The organism is Pseudomonas sp. Sample_14 (assembly GCF_004307515.1).
GTDB classification, from domain to species: Bacteria; Pseudomonadota; Gammaproteobacteria; order Pseudomonadales; family Pseudomonadaceae; genus Aquipseudomonas; species Aquipseudomonas atacamensis.
Genome location: NZ_RCOC01000029.1, coordinates 17,085 through 36,017 on the forward strand (window position 1 = coordinate 17,085; position 18,933 = coordinate 36,017).

The window sequence follows — 18,933 nt, forward strand, 5'->3', positions numbered from 1 at the left end:
GACATGGTGGGGGTCGTTGGTTCGAGTCCAATCGCGCCTACCAAACAAAATCCGCTCTGCTGGGCGGTCTGGAAGGGCTCACCGAAAGGTGAGCCCTTTTTTGTTGTCTGCGATTTGCGCAACGCCTGTTACCGGTCATTTCCGCTTCGCTCTGATCAACTCTCCATTCATTACCGTTTGCGCAAAATGATCAAGCGCCATTTTGGTGCATTCTTCTTCCATTTCGTTGTGGAAAACACCTGAATATCCAAAGGCTTACAGCGCTTTTTCTCCAACCGGTTATCGAAAAAGCCTTGTTGCATGTTGGGAATTTAAGTAACATCCGTTCCGCGTTCACCACCACGGTTTATGCATTTTTAAATCCCAAGCTTCCATCAGCTGCTTGGGATTTTTTTTGCCTGCGATTTGGCGTTTGGGCGCTTGTCCCTCCCTCACCGCCAAGCGAGGCGCGGTTTTTTCGTCTACTACTGACTGGCCGATTTTCAACTCTTTATAAGGGAGTGCGTCGATGCTGAGCCAGTGGGTCCTTGCCGCTATTCATCTATTCGCGTTTGCCTTGGCTTTCTGGGCGGCGCTGACGCGCGGCACAGCTTTCCGAAAACTCTCGGCGGGCACGGGAGAGGTCAGGAGAGTTCTGCTCGCGGATAACTTGTGGGGGCTTTCAGCTTTGACGCTGCTTATCACCGGAGCGATGCGTGCGTTTGGTGGTTACGAGAAAGGCTCTGACTATTACCTGCATCAGCCGCTGTTTCATCTGAAGATGACGCTGTTCTTGCTGATCCTGCTGATGGAGCTGGCACCGATGATCACGCTGATCAAATGGCGCATCGCATCCTCGCGCGGTGCGGCGCTTGATAGCGGACGTGCGAAGTCGTACGCGCGAATCAGTCATGTTGAAGCGCTGCTGCTGATCCTGATGATGGTCGCGGCGACAGGCATGGCGCGTGGCGTGATATTCGCTTAGAAGGCGAAATTCTCCGTGCTCTATCGGAAACGTCCGACAGCCAGCTCCAGAGGTGAAAGGTAATATCGGCGCAACAGAGGAGGGGATGGAAGTGACGGGAATCTGCATGCTTCAGGCGCCGTGCCCAGCGGGGTGAAATGCGGATGGCTAAACGGCGCGTGAATCTTTAGCCAGTCTTGCGCGGGGGCAAAGGGACTGGCTACGTAATGCAAAGTGGCTCAGGGCGTTTGCGGCTTGTCCGGAGCGGTCAGGCCGGCCTGGATGCGTTGGTAAATTTCTTCACGGTGCACTGCCACGTTTTTCGGAGCGTTGATGCCGATGCGGACTTGTTGGCCGCTGACTCCGAGGATGGTGATCGTGATGTCATCACCAATGTTTATGCTTTCACCGACTTTGCGGGTGAGTATCAGCATGGTCTTCTCCTTGATTGCTTGGTAGGGCACCTGATTCAGACAGTGCAGAGGTCGGTGGTATCTATAGATTAGTGCGAAGTCTCACGGTTTGGGTGCCTCTTTCTGACGCGCAGAAGCGGCATTAATTCCCAGGGCGTAACTATACAGAGGCTGCAATCATCATTCTCGTTGTTTTGTGCCCATTTTGCGGGGCTCGCGAAGTATTTTTGAATGATAAGATCGCCGCTTTACGAATTCCGAGGGAAGCGTTGTGCGCAAATTGGTTTGGCTGGTAGCGGCACTGGCATTGGCAGGCTGCGGTGAAGGCAAGAATGTAGATGCGCCGAAGCCTGAGACGAAGGTCGCGGCAGCGCCGGCGGCCGCCGCGCCACAGTGGGATCTGGAAGTGCGTGGCGAGACTCCTCAGGCCGTCAGTGACCTGAGCGGCTGGTTGATTGAGCACGCTTTCGTTCCGACGGTCGTCAAGGACGGCAGCGGTAAAACACGAATTCTGATCGGTCCGTTCAATTCCCAGGCTGACGCCGAGGCGCGCAAGGTGCAGGTCGATGCAGCGCTGGTAAAAGCCAAGAAACAAAATATCGAATCGGTGGTGATCGAGCATCCGCTAACGCCATAAGCGAAGCGCCTTCAAAACACGCTGAACAGACATTAAAAAGGCCTCGAGCATAACGCTCGAGGCCTTTTTATTTCCGCTGCAATCAGCCGCAGGCTTTCAGATTTACCGAGCCGACAAACTCGTTGCCGCGCCCCATCACGCACGCCACGCTCTGGTTGCGCTGACGTTCCCAATCCTGCACTGGATAGGTCTTGTCCCACGCTTCGTACAACTGCCGATCCTGCTTCGATAGGCGCAGTCCGTATTGTTTGCTCATATAAAAATACGTGCGGGCGATCATGCCGCGAATCGAAGGGCGGGGCATGACCTTCTTGGCCTTGAAGTCGACCTGCGTCAGGCAGGAGCCATATTGGCCGGACTGCACCGGCAACCAGCCGTAGCTGAAGTTGCTGCGGTCACCGTTGACCTCGCCAATGCTCGGCACCAGATTGTGCAAGTCAGCTTCGGCCTTTTGATAAACAGGATCGTAACGCGTGCAATTCTTGCGTCCGCCTTGCTGCCAGCACTGCCGCTGATGGCCGATCTGCCAGGCCGGCACGATGTGCTCCCATTCGATTCTCGATGCACGCTTGGCGTTCTTGCGAGGCACATAGCCGCAAGCCTTCAGGTCGACCTTGTTGCCGGTGTACTTGCAGCCGCAGTAAAACTCCGTGGACTGCGGTGCATAAAGTTTCCACGCGGCTTTCTTGGCTTCGGAAAATGTACGTGGGGCGCCAGCCTGGGCGCCCATGGCGAAAAACAACAACAGCAAAGCAACACAGCGGACACTCATTGAGTCAATCTTCCTTCGGCACAACCCAAAAAATCTGCACGCCACCGTCATCGCGATAAGCGAGGGTAACGTTGTCGTTCTCGTCGATTTCCTCGAGCAAGCGCTCCCAGTCATCCATCGGCTCATCCGGCAGACGGAAAATCAGTGCGGCTTTGGCTTTTTGTGCGGTGGGGGAATTGATGATTTTCTGAACGCGCATACCCATGCGTTCGTAAGCGTCAGGAGCAGCAGGAGAGGTGGCCACGAGGTTATCCTTATTAAGCTGTACGTGCATACAGTATTTAACTGTAAGCGATTTCGCAACTGCTTAAAATTCAAGAAAATCCTCTGACAGCGGGTTTCCGGTTTTGGTGTAGGGCTTGTCGAGATTTTTGTGGGAAAAGTATTGGAAGGGTGTAAGCGGGGCACCACCTGCCAAGCTGGCAGGTGATGCGCAATTGCCCGATCGAGACGTGATCAGGCGATGTTCAATCAGTATTCCCAGAACATCCGTTGCAGCTCTTTACTGTCGTTGGTCTTGGTCAGCGCGACCATCGCCAGGATGCGGGCTTTTTGCGGGTTCAGATCGTGAGCGACAACCCAGTCGTATTTGTCGTCAGGCTGTTCGGCGTTACGCAGGACAAAGCCGCCAGCGTTGACGTGGGACGAGCGAATGATCTGCACGCCATCCTTGCGCAGGGCTTGCAGGGATGGAACCACGCGAGAGGATACCGAACCGTTGCCAGTGCCGGCGTGGATGATGGCTTTGGCGCCGGCTTGCGCCAATGCCTTGTAGGCGGTATCGCTGACGTTGCCGTAGGAATAGGCAATTTCTACGTCAGGCAGGCTCTTGATGTTTTTGATGTCGAATTCCGAATCCATGGTGTGCCGCTTGGCCGGCAGGCGGAACCAGTAGGATTTGCCTTCGACCACCATGCCCAGTGGACCCCAGGCGCTCTTGAATGCTTCGGTCTTGATGTTGATCATTTTGCTGACGTCGCGACCGGACTGGATCTCGTCGTTCATGGTCACCAGCACACCTTTGCCGCGCGCTTCTTTGCTGCTCGCCACGGCGACGGCGTTGTACAGGTTGAGCATGCCGTCTGCCGACATGGCAGTGCCCGGACGCATCGAACCGACGACGATGATCGGCTTGTCGGTTTTCTCGACCAGGTTCAGGAAGTACGCGGTTTCTTCGAGGGTGTCGGTGCCGTGGGTGATAACGATGCCGTCCACGTCCTTGCTGTCAGCCAGTTCGGAAACGCGACGACCCAACTGCAGCAGGTTGTCGTTGGTGATGCTTTCCGAAGCGATCTGCATGACTTGTTCGCCACGCACGTTAGCCAGTTTGCTCAACTCGGGAATGCCGGCTATCAGTTGCTCGATACCGACTTTCGCTGCCTGGTAAGTGGCACTGTTGGCGGCACTGGCGCCAGCGCCGGCGATGGTACCGCCGGTGGCGAGAACAACGACGTTGGCCAGTTTGGTCTGGGTTTCGACTTCTTTTGCCTGAAGGGCAGCAGGCAGGAGCAGGAGGAGGGCCAATGCGCCCGGAATCAAGGTATTGAAAGCAGATTTCATTATTTTTCTCTCTAGTCGTGAGACGGTGCTGATGCAGGTTCATCTAGATGCGCCCCAAGCCGATCTGAATGCTTGAGGTGCAAGGACGGGAGCAGGATTCATACCATGCGTAATGTGCTGGCGGAAAATGTTTAACCCAATGATTTAAATCAATATTTTTCGGTGGCTGGAGCATCGTTGAGGACCCATCCATCCGGGATTCCGAACGACAGCGGGATTCTTGTTCGGCTCGCCGATAGGCAATCTCTGAAAAGCCAGGCGGGAGACAAATCCCTGCTAAAGAAATGTGCTCCCAGGCCGATGCGTCCTCAAGGAAACCAAATCTTAGGAGTTCACATGTCATTGACGGTCGGTTTTGCCAATCCCGCTGCAGTCACCATCGGCGGTAAAACTGCAGCGACTATCAACACCCTGAACGACGCGACCAATGAGGCTTCGGCGCAGGCGCTGGGTACCGAGAAGACTGAGAAGAATCAGGTCAGAACCGGTGGTGGTCCTGTGCAGGAAAACAGTGAAACCGAGGCTGACAGCAATCTCAGCATCACCGTCAAGACACTGCTCAAGCGGATGAAGGAATTGCAAAAGCAACTTCAGGAGCAGCAGCAGCAACTGGCTGCGGCTCAGGCCGCAAGCTATCCGACTCCCGAAGCGAAATCCCAGGCAGTGATGTCGATTCAGGGCCAGATCGCGCAAACCAGCGCCGCACTGGCGGAAGTGGCGGGTGCGTTGGTCAAGGAGATGTCGAAAAGCGCTCCCAGCGGCGGCTTGGTCAATACGACTGCCTGAAGCGCCAAATTGCCAATTCGGCGATTCGACCTACAACAAAAGACGATTTCTGATTGTTGACAAATGCCGGCGGGATTCTCATAGTTCGGTCTACGCAAACGTTTGCGCGGCTTGGAAGGGTATTATCTCCCGGAGCCGTGACGTAGCTTACGTCAACGCAAACGTTGCTCACAATAATCATAAGATCGGAGTGAACCCATGAAGCTGCCATTCGCCGCACGTCTTCTTGCTGTCGCTATGCTGGCTGCCACAGCCGCCGCACTACCTGTCTCCTCGGCTTTCGCCGAATCCGCAGAAAAACCCAAAGTCGCGCTGGTCATGAAATCCTTGGCCAACGAATTCTTCCTGACCATGGAAGACGGCGCCAAAGCCTACCAGAAAGAACACTCCGCCGATTTCGATCTGATTTCCAACGGTATCAAAGACGAAACCGACACCGCCGGCCAGACTCGCATCGTCGAACAGATGATCCTGGCCAAGGTGAATGCACTGGTGATCGCGCCTTCTGACTCCAAAGCCATGGTGCCGGTTATCAAGAAGGCCGTAGACGCCGGTATCACGGTGATCAACATCGACAACCAGCTCGATCCCGCCGTAGTCAAAAGTAAAAACATCAACGTGCCTTTCGTAGGCCCGGACAACCGCAAAGGTGCACGTCTGGTTGGCGAATACCTGGCCAAGCAACTGAAGGCGGGCGACGAGGTCGGCATCATCGAAGGCGTGTCCACTACCACCAACGCACAGGCGCGCACGGCCGGTTTCAAGGACGCGATGGAAGCCGCGCAGATCAAAGTGGTCTCGCTGCAATCCGGTGATTGGGAAATCGACAAGGGCAACAAGGTTGCCGCTTCGATCCTCAGTGAATACCCGGATGTCAAAGCACTGCTGGCCGGTAACGACAGCATGGCGGTCGGCGCCGTTTCCGCAGTCCGTGCCGCTGGTAAGGCTGGGCAGGTGAAAGTCGTCGGTTACGACAACATCAATGCGATCAAGCCAATGCTCAAGGACGGCCGCGTGCTGGCCACTGCTGACCAGTTTGCAGCCAAGCAGGCCGTGTTCGGCATCGAAACCGCACTGAAGATCATCAAAGGCGAGAAAGTCGACAGCGGTGCCAACGGCGTGATCGAAACACCGGTCGAACTGGTCACCCAGTAAGTCATCTGGCGACACAACGGCGCTCGTCCGTCCGGGCGAGCGCATGGAGATTTCTATGTCAGTTTCCGCCCCGAACGCTGTCCTCTCGGTCAGCGGTATCGGCAAGACTTATGCGCAACCGGTGCTCACCGGCATCGATCTGACGCTGATGCGCGGTGAAGTACTGGCGCTGACCGGCGAAAACGGTGCCGGCAAAAGTACCCTGTCGAAGATCATTGGTGGTCTGGTCACGCCAACCACCGGCCAGATGCAATTCCACGGCAAGGACTATCGTCCGGGCAGCCGTACCCAGGCTGAAGAGCTTGGCGTGCGCATGGTCATGCAAGAACTCAATCTGTTGCCGACGCTGTCGGTGGCGGAAAACCTGTTTCTGGATAATCTGCCGAGCAGCGCGGGCTGGATCAGCCGCAAGCAGTTGCGCAAGGCGGCGATCGAAGCCATGGCGCAGGTCGGCCTCGACGCGATCGACCCGGACACGCTGGTTGGCGAGTTGGGTATCGGGCATCAACAGATGGTCGAAATCGCGCGCAACCTGATTGGCGATTGCCACGTGCTGATCCTCGATGAGCCGACCGCGATGCTCACGGCGCGCGAAGTCGAAATGCTCTTCGAGCAGATCACCCGATTGCAGGCTCGCGGCGTTTCCATCATCTATATCTCTCATCGTCTCGAAGAACTGGCGCGGGTGGCGCAGCGTATTGCTGTGCTGCGTGACGGCAATCTGGTCTGCGTCGAGCCGATGGCCAACTACAACAGCGAGCAACTGGTCACCTTGATGGTCGGTCGCGAACTGGGCGAACACATCGACATGGGGCCGCGCAAGATCGGCGCTCCGGCGTTGACGGTCAAAGGGCTGACGCGTTCGGACAAAGTCCGCGACGTCTCCTTCGAAGTGCGTGCCGGGGAGATCTTCGGTATTTCCGGATTGATCGGGGCAGGGCGCACGGAATTGCTGCGGCTGATATTCGGTGCCGATGCTGCCGACAGCGGCACCATCGCGCTCGGCTCCCCGGCCAAGGTCGTGAGTGTCCGCTCGCCAGTCGATGCCGTACGCAATGGCATCGCGTTGATCACCGAGGATCGCAAGGGCGAAGGGCTGCTGCTCAGTCAGTCGATCAGCGCCAACATCGCCTTGGGCAACATGCCGGAAATCTCCAGTGGTGGTTTCGTCAACAACGGCGACGAAATCTCCCTGGCGCAGCGTCAGATCGAAGTCATGCGTATCCGCAGCTCGAGCCCGACGCAGCTGGTCTCGGAACTGTCCGGCGGCAATCAGCAGAAGGTCGTGATCGGCCGCTGGCTGGAGCGCGACTGTTCCGTGCTGCTGTTCGACGAGCCCACTCGTGGGATCGATGTCGGTGCCAAGTTCGATATTTACGGTTTGCTCGGAGAGTTGACCCGCCAGGGCAAGGCGTTGGTCGTGGTGTCCAGTGACTTGCGTGAGTTGATGCTGATCTGCGACCGGATCGGCGTGCTCTCGGCGGGACGTCTGATCGACACCTTCGAGCGCGACAGCTGGACCCAGGATGATTTGCTTGCCGCCGCTTTCGCCGGCTACCAGAAACGTGATGCGTTGCTCAATGAAGCAGCGCCTAGGGATCTCCCATGAAAACTGCATCTTCTGCCAGTAAACGTAGTGGCAATTTCTTTGGCCTGGGTACTTATCTGGGCCTGGCCGGTGCCTTGCTGGCGATGATTGCGCTGTTCTCGGTCCTGAGCAGCCATTTTCTCTCGTACAACACTTTCAGCACCCTGGCCAACCAGATTCCCGACCTGATGGTGCTGGCGGTAGGCATGACCTTTGTGCTGATCATCGGCGGCATCGATTTGTCCGTCGGCTCGGTCCTCGCGCTGGCCGCGTCGACGGTCAGCGTTGCGATTCTCGGCTGGGGCTGGAGCGTTTTGCCAGCGGCGCTGCTCGGCATGGCGGTGGCGGCTCTGGCCGGCACCATCACTGGCTCGATCACCGTGGCCTGGCGGATTCCGTCGTTCATCGTCTCCCTCGGCGTGCTGGAAATGGCCCGCGGTGTGGCGTATCAGATGACCGGGTCGCGGACTGCGTACATCGGCGATGCGTTCGCCTGGCTGTCGAATCCGATCGCGTTCGGTATTTCACCCTCGTTCATCATCGCTTTGCTGGTGATCTTCATCGCGCAGGCAGTTTTGACCCGCACTGTTTTCGGCCGCTACCTGATCGGCATCGGCACCAACGAAGAAGCCGTGCGGCTGGCCGGGATCAATCCCAAGCCCTACAAGATTCTGGTGTTCAGCCTGATGGGGCTGCTGGCGGGCATTGCCGCTCTGTTTCAGATTTCGCGTCTGGAGGCGGCTGACCCGAACGCAGGTTCGGGCCTGGAACTGCAAGTGATCGCGGCGGTGGTTATCGGCGGTACCAGCCTGATGGGCGGGCGCGGTTCGGTGATCAGCACTTTCTTTGGTGTGTTGATCATTTCCGTTCTGGCAGCCGGTCTCGCGCAGATTGGTGCGACGGAGCCGACCAAGCGCATCATCACCGGCGCGGTAATCGTTATCGCTGTGGTGCTCGACACCTATCGCAGTCAACGCGCCAGTCGCCGGGGCTGAACCATGGCAACGATCAAGGATGTAGCGGCGCTCGCGGGCATTTCCTACACGACCGTGTCGCACGTGGTGAACAACACCCGCCCGGTCAGTCAGGAAGTGCGGCGCAAAGTCGAGGCGGCGATCAAGAGCCTCGACTACGTTCCCAGTGCCGTGGCGCGTTCGCTGAAAGCCAAGACCACCGCGACCATCGGTTTGCTGGTACCTAATAGTCTCAACCCGTACTTCGCTGAATTGGCGCGCGGAATCGAGGATTACTGCGAGCGCAACGGCTATTGCGTGATCCTCTGTAACTCCGACGACAACCCGGACAAGCAGCGCAGCTATTTGCGTGTGTTGCTGGAAAAGCGCATTGACGGTTTGATCGTCGCCTCCGCCGGCGGTGACAGTGGTCTGGCGCAAGGGCTGGCGGGCGTGAAGACGCCGATGGTCATCGTCGACCGGGGCCTGGAAGGTGTAAATGCCGATCTGGTGCGCATCGACCACGAATACGGCGCTTATCTGGCAACCCGTCACCTGCTCGAGTTGGGGCATCGCGACATCGCCACCATCGGCGGTCCGGCCAGTACCAGCGTGGCGCAAATGCGTCAGGCCGGTTATTGCCGAGCGCTGCAAGAGGCGGGAATCGAGGTGCGCGAAGAGCGCATGCTGGAAAGCGACTTCACCAGCACCGGCGGTTACAACGCCGCTGCCCGGCTGCTTGAAAGCCATCCGCCCAGTGCGATTTTTGCCGGCAACGACATGATTGGCATCGGTGTGCTGCGTGCGGCGGCTGAACGGAATGTTCGGGTGCCGGCCGAGCTGTCGGTGATCGGCTTCGATGACATTCAGATGAGTCGTTATGTCTATCCGGCGCTGACCACGGTCGGCCAGTCGATCCTGCAACTGGGCGAGATGGCCGCCGAAGTGCTGTTGCGCAGAATTGCTGCGCCGGAATCGGGCACTGATCAACGCATCGTGACCCCGAGTATTGTCCTGCGCGAATCGACCGCGCCGCTGTCCGGCGTGTTCACCGAATATCGCTGAAACCGAATTGATGAGTAGTGATGTATGCCAGCAAATGTAGTGGTAATAGGCAGCCTGAACATGGACCTGGTCACCCGGGCGCCACGGCTGCCGCGCGGCGGTGAAACGCTGATCGGTCATTCCTTTGCCACTGTGTCGGGCGGCAAGGGCGCCAATCAGGCAGTTGCCGCTGCTCGTCTGGGCGCGCAGGTGGCGATGATCGGTTGTGTGGGAAATGACGACTACGGTGTGCGATTGCGCGATGCCTTGCTCGCCGAGCACATCGACTGCCAGGCTGTCAGCGTCGTAGAAGATTCCAGTGGCGTGGCGCTGATTGTGGTGGATGACAACAGCCAGAACGCCATTGTGATTGTCGCCGGTGCCAACGGCGCAATGACGGAAGCAGTAATTGACCGTTTTGATGCGGTTTTGCAAGCCGCCGATGTGGTGATCTGTCAGCTCGAGATTCCCGATGCGACGGTCGGGCATGCGCTCAAGCGTGCACGTGAACTGGGCAAGACCGTCATCCTCAATCCGGCGCCGGCGAGCCGTCCTTTGCCGGCAGACTGGTTCGCGGCGATCGACTATCTGATTCCTAACGAGAGCGAAGCCGCCGCGTTGAGCGGGCTCGCTGTCGACTCGTTGCAGTCGGCAGAAACGGCTGCCACTCAATTGATTGCCATGGGCGCCGGTAAAGTCATTGTCACGTTGGGCGCGCAGGGTTCGCTGTTCGCCAATGGCAAGGGCTTCGAACACTTCCCCGCGCCGACCGTGAAGGCGGTCGATACCACGGCCGCAGGCGACACCTTTGTCGGCGGTTTCGCCGCAGCGCTGGCCGATGGCAAATCCGAGGACGAGGCGATCCGCTACGGTCAGATCGCCGCTGCACTGTCGGTTACCCGCGCCGGTGCACAACCGTCGATTCCAACCATGTCCGAAGTACAGGCGTTCAGACCCGCATGAAAAAGACTCCATTACTCAACGTCGCGCTGTCGCGACTGATCGCTTCGCTTGGCCACGGTGACATGGTCGTGATCGGCGACGCCGGTTTGCCCGTGCCGCCGGGTGTCGAGCTGATTGATCTGGCGCTGACCCCTGGCATCCCTGATTTCGTCAGCACGCTGAAAGTCGTACTCAGCGAGATGCAGGTGGAAAGCCATGTGCTGGCCAGAGAGATCTTCGATAAGCAGCCCTCGGCGCTGGCCGATCTGGACGCGATGAACGAAGAGGGCGCGCTGGGCCGTAGGGATCTGCTCACTCACGAGCAGTTCAAGGTACTGAGCCGACAAGCCAGGGCGATCATTCGTACAGGAGAATGTCAGCCGTACTGCAACATCGTTCTGGTCGCCGGAGTTACATTCTGATTTCCGATTTCACCTGCACAAGGAATGCGCTATGCAACGCTATGCTGAAAAACTCCATCAACTGCTTCGGGGTCTGCTGCTTTTGTCCGTGATAACTGCGACCGGCGCTCAGGCGGCGGAAAAGATCGACCTGATCATCGACACCGATCCGGGCGCTGACGACGTGGTCGCCTTGCTCTTTGCCCTCGCTTCGCCGGATGAGTTGAATATCCGAGCCTTGACCACCGTCGCTGGCAACGTGCGCCTGGACAAGACTTCGCGTAACGCGCGGCTCGCTCGCGAATGGGCAGGGCGCGAAGATGTGCCGGTTTACGCTGGCGCACCGAAGCCGCTGATGCGCACGCCGATTTACGCCGAGAACATTCATGGCAAGGAAGGCTTGTCGGGCGTGACGGTTCACGAGCCGAAGAAAGGCCTGGCGAAAGGAAATGCGGTCAATTATCTGATCGACACTCTTAAATCGGCCAAACCGCACAGCATCACCATCGCCATGCTCGGCCCGCAGACCAACCTGGCTCTGGCGTTGATCCAGGAGCCGGAGATCGTTCAGGGCATCAAGGAAGTGGTGATCATGGGCGGGGCGCATTTCAACGGTGGCAACATCACCCCTGTGGCTGAATTCAACCTGTTCGCTGATCCGCAGGCTGCCGAGGTGGTGCTCAAGAGCGGGGTGAAACTCACCTATCTGCCGCTGGACGTGACCCACAAGATCCTGACCAGCGATGCACGCCTGAAGCAGATCGCCGCGCTGAACAACAATGCGAGCAAGATCGTCGGCGACATTCTCAACGAATACATCAAGGGCGATATGGAGCACTACGGCATTCCCGGCGGCCCAGTGCATGACGCCACCGTTGTGGCGTATCTGCTCAAGCCTGAGTTGTTTACCGGTCGGGCGGTCAACGTCGTGGTAGATAGCCGTGAAGGACCGACATTCGGCCAGACCATCGTTGACTGGTATGACGGCCTGAAAGCGCCGAAGAATGCATTCTGGGTCGAAAATGGCGACGCCCAGGGATTCTTTGATCTGCTGACCGAGCGCCTGAAACGCCTGAAATAAGTCGTCGACCCGCAGGCAGTTTGCCTGCGGGTTTTCACTGCGGCTGTTCGGCCTGGCCGATCGGATAGCGTTCGAATACCTGGTTGATAAAATGCTGCGCCGCTTCTATCCCCAACTCCTTGACCAGTAGATCGATGCCGATCAGCGCCAGTTCTTCCGTCGTGCCGGGGCTGTAAGAGCTGTGTCCTTCGGCCCATTTGGCGTTGATGGCGGCGTCGATGCTTACACTGGTCATGGGAGGCTCGAAAGGTCAGGATGTCTGTTTTTCGAGTTAACCATTTTGCGCGGCGTTTGGCACTGCGACTTAGGCATGAGCGGAGCGCTATGCGACACTTGGTCTTTTCCGGCTTACCAAGGACCCTGTTGTGCAGATCGATCTGAATAGCCCTGACGGCCTCACACTCGATGCCGTGCGCCAATTGCTCGCCTCAGCCAGTGACGACGTACACAACCAATTGCGCGTGACCAAAGACGGCATCGCCTATCTGTCCACCGTGACCGGTGGGCAGGATATCGACGGTCTGCTGTTTCGCCTGGAAACCTGGGCAAAGGGCTCCGGCTATGTGGGGAACGTCGCAGCCAGTGATGAAGTCTGGGTGATGCAGATTTTCAACGCGCTCAAGGACAACTGGCCGAATCCGCCGTATGACTACATCGACGTTTATTGAGGTCGTTAATATTCAGTCACGATTGTTTGCTGAGTCGCCGCGCGCAGCTCAGGCAAACTCGGCATTTTTCCGCTCGTGGGGCAGGGCATGGCTTGAGCCTTGAAACCAAACGCCGCATTGGCGGTCGCACGATCTCTGCTTAAACATTTGAAAACAAGGAGGCTTCATGCCTTTGAAGTTCGCGACACTGGGTGCACTGATGGCCGCTGCGCTGTTGGCTGGTTGCAGCACAACCTCCAGCGAGTCGGCAAAGGAACCCGTGGCTGCTGAATCGGGGAACAGCCGCTGCGAAGCATCGGCAGCGCAATTCGCCATCGGCAAGAAGGCATCCCCTGAATTGCTGGATCAGGCACGTGCCAAGGCTGGGGCGCAAAATGCGCGCTTCCTCAAGCCAAACGACATGATCACCCTGGAATACCGCTCCGATCGCCTGAACCTGAACACCGACAACAACCTGGTAGTTACTCGCGTCAACTGCGGCTGAGTCCTTTTGTGTCAGGCATAAAAAACCCCGTCACCAGGACGGGGTTTTTTTAGTGCGCCGAGAAATTACTCTGGGCGAACCTGTGCAGCTTGCATACCCTTTTGGCCTTTCTCAGCCACGAAAGAGACGGTCTGGCCTTCTTTCAGGCTTTTGAAACCGTCGGATTCGATAGCTTTGAAGTGTACGAACAGGTCGTCACCGCCACCTTGAGGAGTGATGAAGCCGAAGCCTTTTTCATCGTTGAACCATTTAACGGTGCCGGTTTGGCGATTAGACATGGTGTATCTCCAAGAAACATATATTTTCAGTAGTACTGTGCTGCTCAGGCCAACTGGGCACACCCGGGTATCATAGTCGAAATGTTCGCTTTGGGAGCCCCCCGGACGTGCTGTTTGCCAATCAGTCGTGTTTTCTTTACCACCCGTTTCTGCTGAAAGCCCCGGTTTGAAAGGCTTTCAGCGAAACGTAAAGACGATAAAAAAACCTGTAAAACCTGCATAAATCGTCTGAAAAGGCTCATTTCCAGCACTTTTTTCCGCCTTTCAGCCGATATTAATACCCGGTTTTCTTATTTTTTCGGGGCGGTATTTGCCTTGCATTTGGCGATCTGGCCAAGGGCTTTCTGTTGCAATTCAGGAGTCGCCTTGTTGTCCATCAGCGCCTGAATGTCGCTGGCCGGATAGGACTTGATGGCGTCAGCTCCGCAAGCGCAGTGGGATTTCGCCGCAGCAGCACCGATTTGCTGGGTCGCAGCCTGAGTGCACTGGGCCATGTACTTTTCGCGCTCGCCTTTCGGCCAGTCGGCATGGGCGCTCAGTGGCAGCAGCAGGACGACGGGGGCGACGACGGCGAATAAGCTTTTCAGACGCATGCGAGGATGCTCCTTGTGGGTCAATGTCTTGTTATCTGAGGGCGCAAGGGCCGATCAAGTTCAGCACTCTGGCATAAAATCGGACATTTCGCCTTCTGCCAAATCAGGGCGTGAGCGACCGCTCATCTGTGCTAGCATGCCGGGCTCAAGCGTTCTCAGGCTTCGGATGACCTTCAGTCCCGAAGCGGTCGGCGTGCGAATTTTTCCGATTTGAATCCCAGTCACTCTGGTTCGGTTTTCCGGTTGGCCGCAAGGCTCCTGCCGCTGTAAGGCAGGCGTTCGTCATTGAATGGCCTGGATCGGATCTTGTACTGGCTCATCCCAACCCACGTGACCTTTGGTAGGGGTCACCACTAGGAGAGGAGGCGCCATGCCAACTATTACTCTTCCCGACGGCAGTCAACGTTCATTCGATCACCCGGTTTCCGTAGCAGAGGTCGCCGCATCCATTGGTGCGGGTCTGGCCAAGGCCACGCTCGCCGGCAAGGTCAATGGCCAACTGGTCGACGCCAGCGACATCATCAGCAGCGACGCGACCCTGCAAATCATTACGCCAAAGGATGAAGAGGGGCTGGAGATCATTCGCCACTCTTGCGCGCACCTGGTTGGCCACGCGGTCAAACAGCTGTACCCGACCGCGAAGATGGTAATCGGCCCGGTCATCGACGAAGGCTTCTATTATGACATCGCCTACGAGCGTCCTTTCACGCCGGAAGACATGGCGGCCATCGAACAGCGCATGCAGCAGCTGATCGAGAAGGATTACGACGTCATCAAGAAAGTCACTCCGCGCGCCGAAGTGATCGAAGTGTTCAAGGCCCGTGGCGAAGACTACAAGCTGCGCCTGGTCGAAGACATGCCGAACGAGCAGGCCATGGGTCTGTACTATCACGAAGAATACGTCGACATGTGCCGCGGTCCGCACGTGCCTAACACGCGTTTCCTGAAATCCTTCAAGCTGACCAAACTGTCGGGCGCCTACTGGCGTGGCGACGCCAAGAACGAGCAGTTGCAGCGCGTTTACGGCACTGCCTGGGCCGACAAGAAGCAACTGGCGGCATACATCCAGCGCATCGAAGAAGCCGAGAAGCGCGATCACCGCAAGATCGGCAAGCGCCTGGGCCTGTTCCACACTCAGGAAGAGTCGCCGGGCATGGTGTTCTGGCACCCGAATGGCTGGACTTTGTATCAGGTGCTCGAGCAGTACATGCGCAAGATCCAGCGCGACAACGGCTACCTTGAGATCAAGACTCCTCAAGTCGTCGACCGCAGCCTGTGGGAGAAATCCGGGCACTGGGCCAACTACGCCGACAACATGTTCACCACTCAGTCGGAAAACCGCGACTACGCCATCAAGCCGATGAACTGCCCGTGCCACGTGCAGGTGTTCAATCAGGGCCTGAAAAGCTACCGCGAGTTGCCGATGCGTCTGGCCGAGTTCGGTGCCTGTCACCGTAACGAGCCATCGGGTGCGTTGCACGGCATCATGCGTGTGAGAGCGTTCACCCAGGACGACGCGCACATTTTCTGCACCGAAGAGCAGATGCAGGCCGAGTCCGCTGCGTTCATCAAGCTGACCATGGACGTCTATCGCGATTTCGGCTTTACCGAAGTCGAGATGAAGCTGTCCACTCGTCCGGAAAAACGTGTCGGCTCCGATGAGCTGTGGGATCGCGCTGAAGCAGCATTGGCTGCGGCCCTTGATTCTGCTGGCCTGCCGTACGATCTGCAGCCGGGCGAGGGTGCTTTCTACGGGCCGAAGATCGAGTTTTCGCTGAAAGATTGTCTCGGTCGCGTCTGGCAGTGTGGTACCTTGCAGCTCGATTTTAACCTGCCTGTCCGTTTGGGCGCTGAATACGTCTCCGAAGACAACAGTCGCAAACACCCAGTGATGTTGCACCGCGCGATCCTCGGTTCGTTCGAGCGTTTCGTCGGGATTCTGATCGAGCACTACGAAGGTGCCTTCCCTGCGTGGCTCGCGCCAACCCAGGCGGTGATCATGAATATCACTGATAAACAGGCAGATTTTGTTGCAGAGGTTGAAAAAACTCTCAACGAAAGCGGATTTCGTGCCAAGTCCGACTTGAGAAATGAAAAGATCGGCTTTAAAATCCGCGAGCATACTTTGCTCAAGGTTCCCTATCTTTTGGTTATCGGAGATAAGGAAGTCGAGATGCAGACTGTCGCTGTGCGTACTCGTGAAGGTGCTGACCTGGGCTCGATGCCCGTCGCCCAGTTCGCTGAGTTTCTCGCGCAAGCGGTTTCCCGGCGTGGTCGCCCAGATTCGGAGTAATTATTATTAAGCGTGAAATGAGACAAGATAAACGAGCTGCACCGAAAGCCCCGATCAACGAGAATATCTCGGCACGCGAGGTTCGGTTAATTGGCGCTGATGGCGAGCAGATTGGCATCGTCTCGATTGATGAAGCGCTTCGTATCGCTGAAGAAGCAAAGCTTGATCTGGTGGAAATCTCCGCAGATGCAGTCCCGCCTGTTTGCCGGGTGATGGACTACGGCAAATCGATCTTCGAGAAGAAGAAGCAGATTGCCGCGGCGAAGAAAAACCAGAAGCAGATTCAGGTTAAAGAAATCAAGTTTCGTCCAGGGACGGAGGAAGGGGATTACCAGGTAAAACTGCGCAACCTGGTACGTTTCCTGAGTGACGGGGACAGGGCCAAGGTATCCTTGCGATTCCGCGGCCGTGAGATGGCCCACCAGGAGCTGGGGATGGAACTCCTCAAGCGGGTTGAACAAGACCTGCTCGAGTACGGTTCGGTCGAACAGCATCCTAAGATGGAAGGACGCCAGCTGATCATGGTCATCGCCCCGAAAAAGAAGAAGTAATCAACAGGGCACGGCAGGCCTTCTGATTATGTTTATCAACTGAATGCGGAGTATCCGAACATGCCAAAAATGAAAACCAAAAGTGGTGCTGCCAAGCGGTTTCTGAAAACTGCTAACGGCATCAAGCACAAGCACGCTTTCAAGAGCCACATCCTGACTAAAATGTCGACCAAGCGTAAGCGTCAACTGCGCGGTAGCAGCTTGCTGCATCCGTCTGACGTGGCAAAAGTCGAGCGCATGCTGCGCCTTCGTTAATTTAGTCAAGAATAGAGGAAGTAACTCATGGCTCGTGTAAAGCGTGGCGTCATTGCCCGTAAGCGTCACAAAAAAATTCTGAAACTTGCTAAAGGCTACTACGGCGCACGCTCCCGCGTATTCCGTGTTGCCAAGCAAGCGGTAATCAAGGCAGGCCAGTACGCCTACCGTGACCGTCGTCAGAAAAAACGTCAGTTCCGCGCTCTGTGGATCGCTCGTATCAACGCTGGTGCTCGTGTTAACGGTCTGTCCTACAGCCGTTTCATCGCTGGCCTGAAAAAAGCGTCCATCGAGATCGACCGTAAGGTTCTGGCTGATCTGGCAGTGAACGAAAAAGCGGCGTTTGCTGCGATTGTCGAGAAAGCTAAAGCCACCTTGGCTTAAGTACCCCCGACAGTCACCCGGCCTCACCTCTGTGGGGCCAGGTGTTAAACGTCATAAATAGGGGAAGAGCCTTCAAGCTCTTCCCCTATTTTGTATCTGGAGTCTGTACATGGAAAACCTGGATGCGCTGGTCTCTCAAGCACTAGAGGCTGTGCAAAGCGCTGAAGATATCAATGCCCTGGAGCAAATCCGGGTTCAATACCTTGGCAAGAAGGGCGAATTGACTCAGGTGATGAAGACCCTGGGGAATCTGCCGGCCGAAGAGCGTCCGCAAGTCGGTGCGCTGATCAACGTTGCCAAGGAACGTGTTACAGGCGTTCTCAATGCGCGCATGGCATTGTTTGAAGAAGCCGAGCTGGCTGCCAAACTGTCTGCCGAATCCATCGACGTGACATTGCCGGGCCGTGGCCAGACCTCTGGCGGTCTGCACCCGGTCACCCGGACTCTGGAGCGCGTTGAGCAGTTCTTCACCCGCATTGGCTACGGCATTGCCGAAGGCCCAGAGGTCGAAGACGACTACCATAACTTTGAAGCGCTCAACATCCCAGGCCATCACCCGGCCCGGTCGATGCATGACACCTTCTATTTCAATGCCAACATGTTGCTGCGCACCCATACCTCGCCGGTACAGGTCCGCACCATGGAATCGAAGCAGCCGCCGATCCGCATCGTCTGCCCGGGCCGCGTCTATCGCAGCGACTCCGATATCACCCATTCGCCGATGTTCCACCAGGTCGAAGGCCTGCTGGTTGATCGCGACATCAATTTTGCCGATCTCAAAGGCACCATCGAAGAATTCCTGCGGGTGTTCTTCGAAAAAGAACTGGCCGTGCGTTTCCGTCCTTCGTACTTCCCGTTCACCGAGCCATCCGCCGAAGTCGACATGGAATGCGTGATGTGCAGCGGCAAAGGCTGCCGTGTCTGCAAGCAGACTGGCTGGCTGGAAGTGATGGGCTGCGGCATGGTTCACCCGAACGTGCTGCGCATGTCCGGCATCGACCCGGAAGAGTTCTCCGGCTTTGCCTTCGGCATGGGCGTCGAGCGTCTGGCCATGCTCCGTTACGGCGTGAACGACTTGCGTCTGTTCTTCGACAACGACTTGCGGTTCCTCGCGCAATTTCGCTAGTCGTAACGAATTCTTAGGAGAGCAGG

At 57.0% G+C, this 18,933-nt stretch carries 24 protein-coding genes; 17 read left to right on the top strand and 7 right to left on the bottom strand.

Features of this window, described 5'->3' with window-relative positions; all coding sequences use genetic code 11:
• Positions 1-508 precede the first annotated feature (508 nt).
• Entirely contained in the window at positions 509-964 is a 456-nt protein-coding gene (locus D8U61_RS06975; protein ID WP_125926681.1) for a DUF2214 family protein, read from the top strand.
• A 218-nt stretch (positions 965-1,182) separates the two neighbouring features.
• Here the strand turns inward: D8U61_RS06975 and csrA are convergent, their stop codons facing one another.
• On the bottom strand, positions 1,183-1,377 hold the full coding sequence (gene csrA, locus D8U61_RS06980; protein ID WP_003179932.1) for a carbon storage regulator CsrA: 195 nt from the start codon (positions 1,375-1,377) through the stop codon (positions 1,183-1,185).
• A 250-nt stretch (positions 1,378-1,627) separates the two neighbouring features.
• Between csrA and D8U61_RS06985 the strand changes: the two genes are divergently transcribed.
• Complete coding sequence (locus D8U61_RS06985) at positions 1,628-1,993, top strand: SPOR domain-containing protein (RefSeq protein WP_024012401.1); 366 nt, start codon at positions 1,628-1,630, stop codon at positions 1,991-1,993.
• A gap of 82 nt (positions 1,994-2,075) precedes the next feature.
• Here D8U61_RS06985 and D8U61_RS06990 read toward each other — a convergent pair whose 3' ends face one another.
• The 3 genes from D8U61_RS06990 to D8U61_RS07000 all read right to left on the bottom strand — a co-directional run bounded on the left by D8U61_RS06990 (position 2,076) and on the right by D8U61_RS07000 (position 4,325).
• On the bottom strand, positions 2,076-2,765 hold the full coding sequence (locus D8U61_RS06990; protein ID WP_024012402.1) for an endonuclease I family protein: 690 nt from the start codon (positions 2,763-2,765) through the stop codon (positions 2,076-2,078).
• Between the two features lie 4 nt (positions 2,766-2,769).
• Positions 2,770-3,039, bottom strand: a complete 270-nt coding sequence (locus D8U61_RS06995) for a DUF1654 domain-containing protein (RefSeq protein WP_016774035.1) — start codon at positions 3,037-3,039, stop codon at positions 2,770-2,772.
• Between the two features lie 197 nt (positions 3,040-3,236).
• Entirely contained in the window at positions 3,237-4,325 is a 1,089-nt protein-coding gene (locus D8U61_RS07000) for an asparaginase (protein ID WP_016774036.1), read from the bottom strand.
• Positions 4,326-4,661: 336 nt separating this feature from the next.
• Between D8U61_RS07000 and D8U61_RS07005 the strand changes: the two genes are divergently transcribed.
• From D8U61_RS07005 to D8U61_RS07040, 8 genes are all read left to right on the top strand, one after another.
• A complete protein-coding gene (locus tag D8U61_RS07005) occupies positions 4,662-5,111 on the top strand; it encodes a hypothetical protein (protein ID WP_016774037.1) in 450 nt (149 codons plus the stop codon).
• Positions 5,112-5,309: 198 nt separating this feature from the next.
• Complete coding sequence (locus D8U61_RS07010; RefSeq protein WP_024012403.1) at positions 5,310-6,266, top strand: sugar ABC transporter substrate-binding protein; 957 nt, start codon at positions 5,310-5,312, stop codon at positions 6,264-6,266.
• A 55-nt stretch (positions 6,267-6,321) separates the two neighbouring features.
• On the top strand, positions 6,322-7,875 hold the full coding sequence (locus tag D8U61_RS07015) for a sugar ABC transporter ATP-binding protein (protein ID WP_110598884.1): 1,554 nt from the start codon (positions 6,322-6,324) through the stop codon (positions 7,873-7,875).
• Positions 7,872-8,849 (top strand): ABC transporter permease, encoded by a 978-nt coding sequence (locus D8U61_RS07020; protein ID WP_016774040.1) that lies wholly within the window; start codon positions 7,872-7,874, stop codon positions 8,847-8,849. Before D8U61_RS07015 ends, D8U61_RS07020 begins: the two co-directional genes overlap by 4 nt.
• Positions 8,850-8,852: 3 nt before the next feature.
• Entirely contained in the window at positions 8,853-9,872 is a 1,020-nt protein-coding gene (locus tag D8U61_RS07025; protein WP_110598886.1) for a LacI family DNA-binding transcriptional regulator, read from the top strand.
• 24 nt (positions 9,873-9,896) lie between these two features.
• Positions 9,897-10,814, top strand: a complete 918-nt coding sequence (gene rbsK, locus D8U61_RS07030) for a ribokinase (protein WP_110598888.1) — start codon at positions 9,897-9,899, stop codon at positions 10,812-10,814.
• A complete protein-coding gene (gene rbsD / locus D8U61_RS07035; RefSeq protein WP_024012406.1) occupies positions 10,811-11,215 on the top strand; it encodes a D-ribose pyranase in 405 nt (134 codons plus the stop codon). Before rbsK ends, rbsD begins: the two co-directional genes overlap by 4 nt.
• 31 nt (positions 11,216-11,246) lie before the next feature.
• A complete protein-coding gene (locus D8U61_RS07040; protein ID WP_016774044.1) occupies positions 11,247-12,275 on the top strand; it encodes a nucleoside hydrolase in 1,029 nt (342 codons plus the stop codon).
• A 34-nt stretch (positions 12,276-12,309) separates the two neighbouring features.
• On the opposite strand, the gene D8U61_RS07045 is transcribed toward D8U61_RS07040, so the two are convergent.
• Complete coding sequence (locus D8U61_RS07045) at positions 12,310-12,510, bottom strand: hypothetical protein (RefSeq protein ID WP_016774045.1); 201 nt, start codon at positions 12,508-12,510, stop codon at positions 12,310-12,312.
• Between the two features lie 130 nt (positions 12,511-12,640).
• On the opposite strand from D8U61_RS07045, the gene D8U61_RS07050 reads away from it, so the two are divergent.
• Both D8U61_RS07050 and D8U61_RS07055 read left to right on the top strand, forming a co-directional pair.
• Entirely contained in the window at positions 12,641-12,943 is a 303-nt protein-coding gene (locus D8U61_RS07050; RefSeq protein WP_016774046.1) for a hypothetical protein, read from the top strand.
• Positions 12,944-13,109: 166 nt separating this feature from the next.
• Entirely contained in the window at positions 13,110-13,427 is a 318-nt protein-coding gene (locus tag D8U61_RS07055) for an I78 family peptidase inhibitor (protein ID WP_016774047.1), read from the top strand.
• 65 nt (positions 13,428-13,492) lie between these two features.
• Here the strand turns inward: D8U61_RS07055 and D8U61_RS07060 are convergent, their stop codons facing one another.
• Complete coding sequence (locus D8U61_RS07060; protein ID WP_003179963.1) at positions 13,493-13,705, bottom strand: cold-shock protein; 213 nt, start codon at positions 13,703-13,705, stop codon at positions 13,493-13,495.
• 290 nt (positions 13,706-13,995) lie between these two features.
• Positions 13,996-14,298 carry a hypothetical protein gene (locus D8U61_RS07065; RefSeq protein ID WP_016774048.1) on the bottom strand — a complete coding sequence of 101 codons (303 nt, stop codon included), beginning with the start codon at positions 14,296-14,298 and terminating at the stop codon, positions 13,996-13,998.
• Positions 14,299-14,668: 370 nt separating this feature from the next.
• Here D8U61_RS07065 and thrS point away from each other — a divergent pair, with 370 nt between their 5' ends.
• The 5 genes from thrS (at position 14,669) to pheS (ending at position 18,907) form a co-directional block, all read left to right on the top strand.
• Entirely contained in the window at positions 14,669-16,591 is a 1,923-nt protein-coding gene (thrS, locus tag D8U61_RS07070) for a threonine--tRNA ligase (protein ID WP_024012407.1), read from the top strand.
• Entirely contained in the window at positions 16,591-17,142 is a 552-nt protein-coding gene (gene infC, locus D8U61_RS07075) for a translation initiation factor IF-3 (RefSeq protein ID WP_169432615.1), read from the top strand. Before thrS ends, infC begins: the two co-directional genes overlap by 1 nt.
• 60 nt (positions 17,143-17,202) lie before the next feature.
• Positions 17,203-17,397, top strand: a complete 195-nt coding sequence (gene rpmI / locus D8U61_RS07080; RefSeq protein ID WP_002553160.1) for a 50S ribosomal protein L35 — start codon at positions 17,203-17,205, stop codon at positions 17,395-17,397.
• Between the two features lie 27 nt (positions 17,398-17,424).
• On the top strand, positions 17,425-17,781 hold the full coding sequence (rplT, locus tag D8U61_RS07085; RefSeq protein ID WP_002553161.1) for a 50S ribosomal protein L20: 357 nt from the start codon (positions 17,425-17,427) through the stop codon (positions 17,779-17,781).
• 109 nt (positions 17,782-17,890) lie between these two features.
• A complete protein-coding gene (gene pheS / locus D8U61_RS07090; RefSeq protein WP_003226365.1) occupies positions 17,891-18,907 on the top strand; it encodes a phenylalanine--tRNA ligase subunit alpha in 1,017 nt (338 codons plus the stop codon).
• Positions 18,908-18,933: the final 26 nt, after the last annotated feature.

What these genes read in the sequence shown, in the direction of transcription:
- D8U61_RS06975 (WP_125926681.1), top strand. Translation starts at nt 509, where the DNA reads ATGCTGAGCCAGTGGGTCCTTGCCGCTATTCATCTATTCGCGTTTGCC.
- csrA (WP_003179932.1), bottom strand. Translation starts at nt 1,377, where the DNA reads ATGCTGATACTCACCCGCAAAGTCGGTGAAAGCATAAACATTGGTGAT.
- D8U61_RS06990 (WP_024012402.1), bottom strand. Translation starts at nt 2,765, where the DNA reads ATGAGTGTCCGCTGTGTTGCTTTGCTGTTGTTGTTTTTCGCCATGGGC.
- D8U61_RS06995 (WP_016774035.1), bottom strand. Translation starts at nt 3,039, where the DNA reads ATGCACGTACAGCTTAATAAGGATAACCTCGTGGCCACCTCTCCTGCT.
- D8U61_RS07000 (WP_016774036.1), bottom strand. Translation starts at nt 4,325, where the DNA reads ATGAAATCTGCTTTCAATACCTTGATTCCGGGCGCATTGGCCCTCCTC.
- D8U61_RS07005 (WP_016774037.1), top strand. Translation starts at nt 4,662, where the DNA reads ATGTCATTGACGGTCGGTTTTGCCAATCCCGCTGCAGTCACCATCGGC.
- D8U61_RS07010 (WP_024012403.1), top strand. Translation starts at nt 5,310, where the DNA reads ATGAAGCTGCCATTCGCCGCACGTCTTCTTGCTGTCGCTATGCTGGCT.
- D8U61_RS07015 (WP_110598884.1), top strand. Translation starts at nt 6,322, where the DNA reads ATGTCAGTTTCCGCCCCGAACGCTGTCCTCTCGGTCAGCGGTATCGGC.
- D8U61_RS07020 (WP_016774040.1), top strand. Translation starts at nt 7,872, where the DNA reads ATGAAAACTGCATCTTCTGCCAGTAAACGTAGTGGCAATTTCTTTGGC.
- D8U61_RS07025 (WP_110598886.1), top strand. Translation starts at nt 8,853, where the DNA reads ATGGCAACGATCAAGGATGTAGCGGCGCTCGCGGGCATTTCCTACACG.
- rbsK (WP_110598888.1), top strand. Translation starts at nt 9,897, where the DNA reads ATGCCAGCAAATGTAGTGGTAATAGGCAGCCTGAACATGGACCTGGTC.
- rbsD (WP_024012406.1), top strand. Translation starts at nt 10,811, where the DNA reads ATGAAAAAGACTCCATTACTCAACGTCGCGCTGTCGCGACTGATCGCT.
- D8U61_RS07040 (WP_016774044.1), top strand. Translation starts at nt 11,247, where the DNA reads ATGCAACGCTATGCTGAAAAACTCCATCAACTGCTTCGGGGTCTGCTG.
- D8U61_RS07045 (WP_016774045.1), bottom strand. Translation starts at nt 12,510, where the DNA reads ATGACCAGTGTAAGCATCGACGCCGCCATCAACGCCAAATGGGCCGAA.
- D8U61_RS07055 (WP_016774047.1), top strand. Translation starts at nt 13,110, where the DNA reads ATGCCTTTGAAGTTCGCGACACTGGGTGCACTGATGGCCGCTGCGCTG.
- D8U61_RS07060 (WP_003179963.1), bottom strand. Translation starts at nt 13,705, where the DNA reads ATGTCTAATCGCCAAACCGGCACCGTTAAATGGTTCAACGATGAAAAA.
- D8U61_RS07065 (WP_016774048.1), bottom strand. Translation starts at nt 14,298, where the DNA reads ATGCGTCTGAAAAGCTTATTCGCCGTCGTCGCCCCCGTCGTCCTGCTG.
- thrS (WP_024012407.1), top strand. Translation starts at nt 14,669, where the DNA reads ATGCCAACTATTACTCTTCCCGACGGCAGTCAACGTTCATTCGATCAC.
- rpmI (WP_002553160.1), top strand. Translation starts at nt 17,203, where the DNA reads ATGCCAAAAATGAAAACCAAAAGTGGTGCTGCCAAGCGGTTTCTGAAA.
- rplT (WP_002553161.1), top strand. Translation starts at nt 17,425, where the DNA reads ATGGCTCGTGTAAAGCGTGGCGTCATTGCCCGTAAGCGTCACAAAAAA.
- pheS (WP_003226365.1), top strand. Translation starts at nt 17,891, where the DNA reads ATGGAAAACCTGGATGCGCTGGTCTCTCAAGCACTAGAGGCTGTGCAA.